Annotated in this window: 8 protein-coding genes; 4 read left to right on the top strand and 4 right to left on the bottom strand. The window is 62.4% G+C overall.

Translation table 11 applies throughout. The features are described 5' to 3' along the window. Positions 1-900, top strand: a 900-nt coding sequence (locus AC1D00_RS18545; protein ID WP_477011651.1) for a dihydrodipicolinate synthase family protein, incomplete at its 5' end; no start/stop codon positions are given. Next, on the top strand, positions 900-1,763 hold the full coding sequence (locus AC1D00_RS18550) for a sugar phosphate isomerase/epimerase family protein (RefSeq protein WP_477011652.1): 864 nt from the start codon (positions 900-902) through the stop codon (positions 1,761-1,763). The genes AC1D00_RS18545 and AC1D00_RS18550, both read left to right, overlap by 1 nt. A gap of 28 nt (positions 1,764-1,791) precedes the next feature. Here the strand turns inward: AC1D00_RS18550 and AC1D00_RS18555 are convergent, their stop codons facing one another. The 4 genes from AC1D00_RS18555 to AC1D00_RS18570 all read right to left on the bottom strand — a co-directional run bounded on the left by AC1D00_RS18555 (position 1,792) and on the right by AC1D00_RS18570 (position 5,827). Further along, positions 1,792-3,297, bottom strand: a complete 1,506-nt coding sequence (locus AC1D00_RS18555; protein ID WP_477011653.1) for a DUF5939 domain-containing protein — start codon at positions 3,295-3,297, stop codon at positions 1,792-1,794. Between the two features lie 26 nt (positions 3,298-3,323). Continuing rightward, positions 3,324-4,463 (bottom strand): substrate-binding protein, encoded by a 1,140-nt coding sequence (locus AC1D00_RS18560; RefSeq protein ID WP_477011654.1) that lies wholly within the window; start codon positions 4,461-4,463, stop codon positions 3,324-3,326. 196 nt (positions 4,464-4,659) lie between these two features. Continuing rightward, positions 4,660-5,415, bottom strand: coding sequence for a hypothetical protein (locus tag AC1D00_RS18565; RefSeq protein ID WP_477011655.1), 756 nt, complete (start codon positions 5,413-5,415; stop codon positions 4,660-4,662). Between the two features lie 280 nt (positions 5,416-5,695). Further along, the gene (locus AC1D00_RS18570; RefSeq protein ID WP_404554093.1) at positions 5,696-5,827 is read right to left on the bottom strand and encodes a hypothetical protein; all 132 of its coding nucleotides are present in this window, start codon (positions 5,825-5,827) and stop codon (positions 5,696-5,698) included. 166 nt (positions 5,828-5,993) lie between these two features. On the opposite strand from AC1D00_RS18570, the gene AC1D00_RS18575 reads away from it, so the two are divergent. Continuing rightward, complete coding sequence (locus tag AC1D00_RS18575) at positions 5,994-7,025, top strand: IS110 family RNA-guided transposase (RefSeq protein ID WP_477011656.1); 1,032 nt, start codon at positions 5,994-5,996, stop codon at positions 7,023-7,025. A 158-nt stretch (positions 7,026-7,183) separates the two neighbouring features. Further along, on the top strand, positions 7,184-7,406 hold a 223-nt coding region (locus AC1D00_RS18580; RefSeq protein WP_477011657.1), incomplete at its 3' end, for a hypothetical protein.

Here is a 7,406-nt window from a genome sequence, read left to right on the forward strand (position 1 = left end):
GGGCTGGACTGGCCGACCTCGCTGGAGCTGATCACGCGCTCGGTCGGCGCTGCCAGGCGTCGCAACGCGCTGGTGTTCTCCGGTGCCGGCACGGACCATCTCGCGGTCGAGGATGCCAGGGGTCTCGACGACGTGATCCGCGCCTATGAGGAGCAGGTCTCGGCGGTCGAGAAGGTCGGCGGGCGCATCATTCTGATGGCGTCGCGCGCGCTGGCAAAACTCGGTCGCGGCGCCGACGACTACGCGAAGGTCTACAACCGTGTGCTGTCCCAGGTCCGCGAGCCCGTGATCATCCACTGGCTCGGTGACATGTTCGATCCTGCACTGACGGGATATTGGGGTACCAAGGACCTCGACAAGGCCATGGATGTTGCGGTGGCCATCATCAACAACAACGCCGCCAAGGTCGACGGCGTCAAGGTCTCGCTGCTCGACAAGCAGCGCGAGATCGACATGCGCCGCCGCCTCGACAAGCGCATCAAGATGTATACCGGCGACGACTTCAACTATGCGGAGCTGATCGCCGGCGACGAGCAGGGCTTCTCGCATGCGCTGCTCGGCATCTTCGACGCGATCGCGCCGGCGGCGTCTTACGCGCTGTCGCGGCTCGCTGCCGGCGACGAGGCCGGTTTCCACGACGTGCTGGGGCCGACGGTGCCGCTGTCGCGCCACATCTTCAAGGCGCCGACGCGCTTCTACAAGACCGGCGTGGTGTTCATGGCGTACCTCAACGGCCATCAGGATCATTTCACCATGGTGGGCGGGCAGGAGAGTGCGCGCTCGATGCTGCATCTGGCCGAGCTGTTCCGGCTGGCCGACCAGGCCGGTCTCCTCGCCAATCCGGAGCTGGCGACGCGGCGGATGAAGACCGTGCTGGCCTCGCACGGACTGGACTCCTGATGCGCGATTTTTCGTCCGACCATCGCTGGCTGTCGCTGAACACGGCAACGGTCCGCAAGCAGGGTGACCTCGTCGAGATCATCGACGCCTGTGCAAAGCATGGCATCCGCGCCATCGATCCCTGGCGCGACCAGGTCGCTGCCGTCGGTCTCGATCGCGCCGCCCGCGCGGTGCGTGATGCCGGGCTCGAGCTGTCAGGCTATTGCCGCGGCGGCATGTTCACCTCCGACGCATCGCGCCGCACCGAGGTGCGTGACGACAACCGGCGCTGCGTCGACGAGGCCAAGGCGCTGGGCGCGTCCTGCATCGTCCTCGTGGTCGGCGGCCTGCCGCAATATTCGCGGCCGGGCAGCGAGGCCTCGAAGGATATCGTGGCGGCGCGCGGGCAGGTCGAGGAAGCGCTCGCAGAGATGCTCGACTACGCCAAACAGGCAAAGTTGCCGCTGGCGATCGAGCCCTTGCATCCGGCTTACGCAGCCGACCGTGCCTGCGTGAACACCACGAAGCAGGCGCTCGACATCTGCGATCGTCTCGACCCCGGCCGCAGCGGCATGCTCGGCGTCGCGCTCGACGTCTATCACATCTGGTGGGACCCGGAGCTGATGAGCCAGGTCGCGCGCGCCGGCAAGGATCGCCTGCTTGCCTTCCACGTCTGTGACTGGCTGGTGCCGACCAGGGACATCCTCAACGACCGCGGSATGATGGGTGACGGCGTCATCGACATCAAATCGGTGCGCAAAGCGGTCGAAGCGCTGGGTTTTGCCGGCTATTCGGAGATCGAGATCTTCTCCAACGACTGGTGGGGCAAGCCCATGGACGAGGTGCTGCGCACCTGCATCGCGCGGCACAGGACGGTGGTGTAGGCCCCGCGAGCGTCGCCCTTGCGGTCCTTCATGCCTGCGCCGGCGGGATTGTTATGCGATGGACTTCCATCTTTTGACCGACCCCCTTCAGGTTCTCGTAGTTGCACGACACCGAGCGTGATTTGACGATGTCAGCGACGCCCGGTGCCTCCATCACCGTTGCGCTGATGCAGACTTCGTTGACATCGGCGAGACCTTGCACGCGTGCGGCGATATTCACGTCCTGCCCGAAATAGTCGATCCGGTCGTTGAGATTCACCGCAATCGCCCGCCCCCTGTGGACGCCGACCTTGAGGCCCAGCGGCCGCGAAGCGGTCCGATTGAATCGCGACAGCTCTTCGACCATCTCGATGGAGGCGTGAACGGCGTCCTGGGGACGCTCGAAGCCGGCCATGACTGCGTCGCCGATCGTCTTCACGATGGCGCCGGATCGTTCCCGGATGATCCTGTTCAAGATCTCGAAGTGCTGGCGAACCAGAAAATACGCGTTCACGTCACCGACGCTTTCATACAGCGGGGTCGACTTCTTCAGATCGGTGAACAGGTACGTCATGTCCGAGATGTTGAGGCTCTCGCCCTCATCCACCAGCTGCGCCTTGTAGAGTTCGCGGAAGCTCGGGGTGAGCAGCAGCCGCTTGCCGGAAAGAAACGGTTCATACTCGACCAGATGGGGCGCGAAACCTGGGGGATACTGGACGAACCAGAAGCGACCGCGATCGTCGGTGCGGTTCTCGATCCGGATGGTGTGCTTGCCTGGGCTGAGATCGGCCGTCTGCCGGAACGAAAAGCGTCCGTCGCCGAGGGCCATGTCTTTCGGTGCCGTCGGCCGGTCCGGCACATGGAAGCGACCCGACTCGAGCTGGACCAGCGTCCCTTGCGGCTCTGCCGGCTCCCCGTTCGCGAAGAAGACCAGAAGGAGCTTGTGGCTCAAATCCAGCACCTCGAAACGGCCAGCTGTGACGTCGAAGTCGAAGCTGCGGTGCTCATGAGCCTCGATATCGGCGAATCCCCGTGAGAGCGCAGCAACGAGCTGCTGGTGCGTCATTCCGTGCGGAGCGATGAAGCCCTTGGAAAAGTTGTAGCGCAGGTAAAAATCCTCGACCGACAGCCTTTCGGGATGGCGGAATATGATGTCGCGGACGCCGCTCGAGACCGTAAATGCGACCTGAATGTAGTCGTCCAGCGCCACATCGTTGATCGCGTTGCAGAACGCGCACTGAAAGCGTGGATGGACCTGGTCGAGCTCGCGAAAGCTGCCGGCGACCTGCGGGCAATAGGCGCAGATCAGCAGCCAGTCCATATCGAACAGGCCCACCTTGGCAGCGTGCACGAACAGCTCGATCGCGTCCGCTTCGGACATGCGGACGGCGCCGCCGTATTGGATGGGGTTGACGCGAAGAAGATCATAGTCGTCGGCGGTCCGGATGAAGCGCTCGAGCTCCGGCAGAACATTCGGTGCCCAGCTTCTTGCCGCTTCGAGCGCGGCGAGACGCTGGCTCAGGAGACTCTCGTTGACTGGAGACCGGACATTCATCTCACGCTCCCTACCTGGTGGGCTGACTACGCCATTGGCCTCCGGCCGGACTCCGCGACGGACGGCACCATCGCCTCGTCCKGCGCGATAGCCCCCAGGCTCTCGACGATCTCGAAACGACCGCTCTTCGCCTGGGCGATATACATGTTCATGCGGACGTGGTGCTGGCCGGGTACCATCTCCGCCGGACCACCCGGCCCCTCGGCGATCCCCGCGTGATCGAGCGCAGCGATGACGTCCTCCTGGCGCAGCGAGCCGGCCTCGTTCACGGCCGCCGCCCAGAGCTTGATCCCACGGTAGAGGCCGGAGCAGGCGCTGCCGCCCGTGAACTGCTCCTTGCCGTGATAGCGCTTGTCGTACGCGCCGAGCAGCGTCTTGCTGAAGGGATCGCTGACGCTCTGGTAGAAGTCGAGGCAGCCGTAGAGGCCTTCCACATGCGGCGCGGGCAGCAGGCCGAGCAGGTTCTCGTCGAAATAGGTGCAGATCAACTGCCCGCCGCGGTCCTGAAAACCGGCGTTATGGAGTTGCGCGAAGAAGGGCACGACCCCGGGTGGAACGATGGTGTTGAACACCACGTCCGCGCCGCTGGACATGATCCTCGCAACTGTCTCGTCGTACTCCATGTGATCGAGGGGATGGTATTCCTCGCCGACGATGCGGCCGCCATTGGCGGTGACGAGCTGGCGGACCCTCTCGTTCATCACGTGCGGCCAGATGTAGTCTGCGGACGGCAGGTAGAATGTCCTGGCACCGGTCTTGTGCATCAGCCAGGGAATGAGCGGGTCGAGCTGCTGCGCCGGCACCGGGCCGGTGCAGAATATCAGCGGGTCGCATTCCTGCCCTTCGTATTGCTCGGGGTAGATGTAGAGCGTCCTGCCCTTCACGACGGCGGGGCCCTTGATGGCCTGCCGCGTGGAGCTGTAGATGCCGCCGAAGATCACATCCACCTTGTCCTGCAACACAAGCTTGGCCGCCTTGGCCTCCGCGACTGCGTCGGTCGTTGCACCGTCCTCGAGGTAGAGTTCGATCTTACGCCCCAGCAGGCCGCCATTGGCGTTGATCTCGTCAACCACCATCCTTGCCACGTTGGCGTTTGCGCGGCCCATGAACGAAAGTGCTCCGGTCTCCTCCGCGATCATGCCGACTTTGACGGAMGCTAGTGTCATGGCAGATACTCCCCTGAGCTTTGTGCCCGCAAGCCGAGGTGCGGCTATATCGACGCGAGAGGCCCACCCGAAGCGTCTTTCGGTCTCGGCAAACTTGTGATCGGCGGCAACCTCTTGCTCGATGAAGTGACGCGAGTTTTCAGGCTCGATCCTGGCTCTACCGCTGCGTACACCTGGAAACTCAGCGATTGGAAATTCAGCGATGGATAAGTGCTACGGCCTCCTGTTCCTCGGCAGGCGCGCCCTCATTGGTCCGCACAAATACAAAACGGGATGCCACGGAGATCTGCGCGTCCGCGCTGCCATCCTGGCCGATGAGAATGAGTCCCGCTCCGCCATTGGCTACATTCAAGATGATGGGGGCGCCCGTCCACGTCCTGATTGGCTCCATTCCGATGATGAGAAATTCACCGATCGGCYGGTCGAAATATTGCAGCCTCAGCTGTGGCCCGACTTCTGCCGCCGCAAGTCCGAAACCCAGCTGTTTGGCGCGCGCAAAAATGTCCGCCAGCGACGCAGTATCGGTCTTAAAGCCGAGTTCGGCTGCCGACACCGTAAAAAGCTCTACGTTTGTTTTCGCGCCGCGAAGGGTAAAGGTCGGTCGTGCGAGAATTTCGCCAGCCGAGTTTCCGATGCCGCAACCTACCGCATCCAATGCGGTACTGAGGGCAAAGACATTTGCAAACGTCCCGATTGTGATCGTTCTCCACACGGAAACATCGACGGCGGATTTGATCGGGATCTGCGGCCTGTCGGCTGACGGAGGTTTCTTGAGCCTTAGTTGGTTCTGYAGGACATCTCGCGCCGTGCATTGAGCTCTGGCTTCGCTCGCAAATAGGAGAGTGCATGCGGTACAGAGCACCGCAACAATGAGAATGCCACAGCGGCGCCATCCTGGCGAATGACACTCTATGGCATGGCAACTGACTTTCTTGCCAGCTGTTCGGTCCATAACGGACCTCTCTTGCGCTAATGCAGCGCCAAAAAAATCAAACTGTCACTTCACTATGGTCGGGCCGGTTCGCGGCAAAAAGCCGTCGTTTTCGCAAGCCTATAGAGGTTGGTCCCGGAAATCCCGCAAAGGTTCAGCGACGATGAGGCCGGATGACGAACTCAATATAGGTCAGCGTGGGTGCACGTCTTGCGAAACGGCCATCTCGTGCAGATCGGCGAGCTGGGTGAGTACCACCAATGATGAGGTGGATGGCCATCGGCTTTCAGGCAGAATGTCATCACCCCGATGCCGCAGCCTCGCTGCTCAGCGTGGCGTAGAACTCGTCCAAGGCGGGTTCGACCAGCTTGGCGGCCGTCAGCGCGGCCTCATGCTCTGACTTGACTTCCGCTGTCGCCGGCAAAACGGACATTGATCGGACTTGCTGCCGGCTCGACCCGGTCGCGAATGACCCTAAGCGGACATGGAGTGGAACGTCGGGATGTCGGCTCTTGATGCTGTGGACGGCTCCTCCACGGGCACGAGAGTGCCAAGGAGTGGGCGCCGCTTGAAGCTCCCACGATTCGGAGGAGCAGCCTATGCAGTCAATTTCAACGATTGGTCTGGATATCGCGAAGTCGGTCTTTCAAGTGCATGGCGTCGATGCAGCCGGCCAGGTGGTCATACGCCGTCAGCTGAAGCGCCGTTTCGTGCTGTCCTTCTTTGAGAAGTTGCCGCCGTGCCTGGTGGGAATCGAGGCTTGCGCGTCATCCCATTATTGGTCCCGCGAGTTGCGGGCGTTGGGGCATACGGTGCAATTGATGCCTCCGGCCTATGTGAAGCCCTACGTCAAGCGGCAGAAGAACGACAGCACCGACGCGGAGGCGATTTGCGAGGCGGTCACGAGACCCAACATGCGGTTCGTGCCGATCAAAACGATCGAGCAACAGAGCTGTCTGATGCTTCATCGCGTGCGCCATCTCTTCATTCGCCAGCAGACTGCCGTCATCAACTCAATCCGCGCTTATCTGGCCGAGTTCGGGATCGTCGCCCCCGTCGGGCGCAGGGGTGTCGAACAGCTGTTGGAAGTCGTCGCCGATCCAGCTGAACGCCGCCTCCCGGAGTTGGCCCGTGCGTGTCTTGCGGCTCTCGGCAGTCAGTTGCGGGCACTGAAGGCTCAGATCCTGGAGTTCGACAGGCGCATTATCGCCTGGCATCGATCAAACGCGACGAGCAAGCGACTGGATGCGATCCCTGGCGTCGGTCCAGCGCTGGCAACGGCGCTAGTCGCGAGCGTTGCCGATGCCAAGGCCTTCCGATCGGGGCGGGACTTCTCGGCCTGGGTCGGGCTCGTGCCGAAGCAGAACTCCAGTGGGGGCAAGGACAGGCTTGGCAGCATCAGTAAGCAAGGCGATCGCTACCTACGCAGCCTGTTCACGGCAGGTGCACTCGCCGTGATCCGCTATGCCAAGATCCATGGTGCGCGGCATCGGCCCTGGCTCACAGCGTTGTTGGCGCGGCGTCCCACCAAGGTCGCCGCGATCGCGCTCGCCAACAAGCTCGCCAGGATGGCATGGGCGATGATGGCCAGGAACGAACGCTACAGGGAACCCGCCGCTCTCACGGCGTGAACGAGATCACAGCCGGACATTCGGGTGTGACGTAACGGTTGGAAGGGCGAACAGCACTTAATGCAGCGCCGGTCGATCCGGCGATCAGGACAACCCACATGGGCCATGGCATCTTCGAATGCGTGCTTTTGATCGGGACCTGATCCGCGGAGGGCATTATGGCCAGCGGTCATGAGTACCGCGCAAAAAGGCCGAACACATGGCTGCTCCGACCAACGCCGCAAGTGAAGATTCTCCTTGCCAACCCGGAGCCGTCCACACATGGCCCCTGGCTCACGTTGTCCCAGTTAGTCCGTCTTCCCTTTCGCTTGGCTCTAGCTACGCCGGACACGCTTCGTCTTTCTAAGGCGCGGCTGCGCCACGCGAAGCCCGAAGGGCGAG

This window comes from Bradyrhizobium sp. P2_E8, assembly GCF_056403875.1.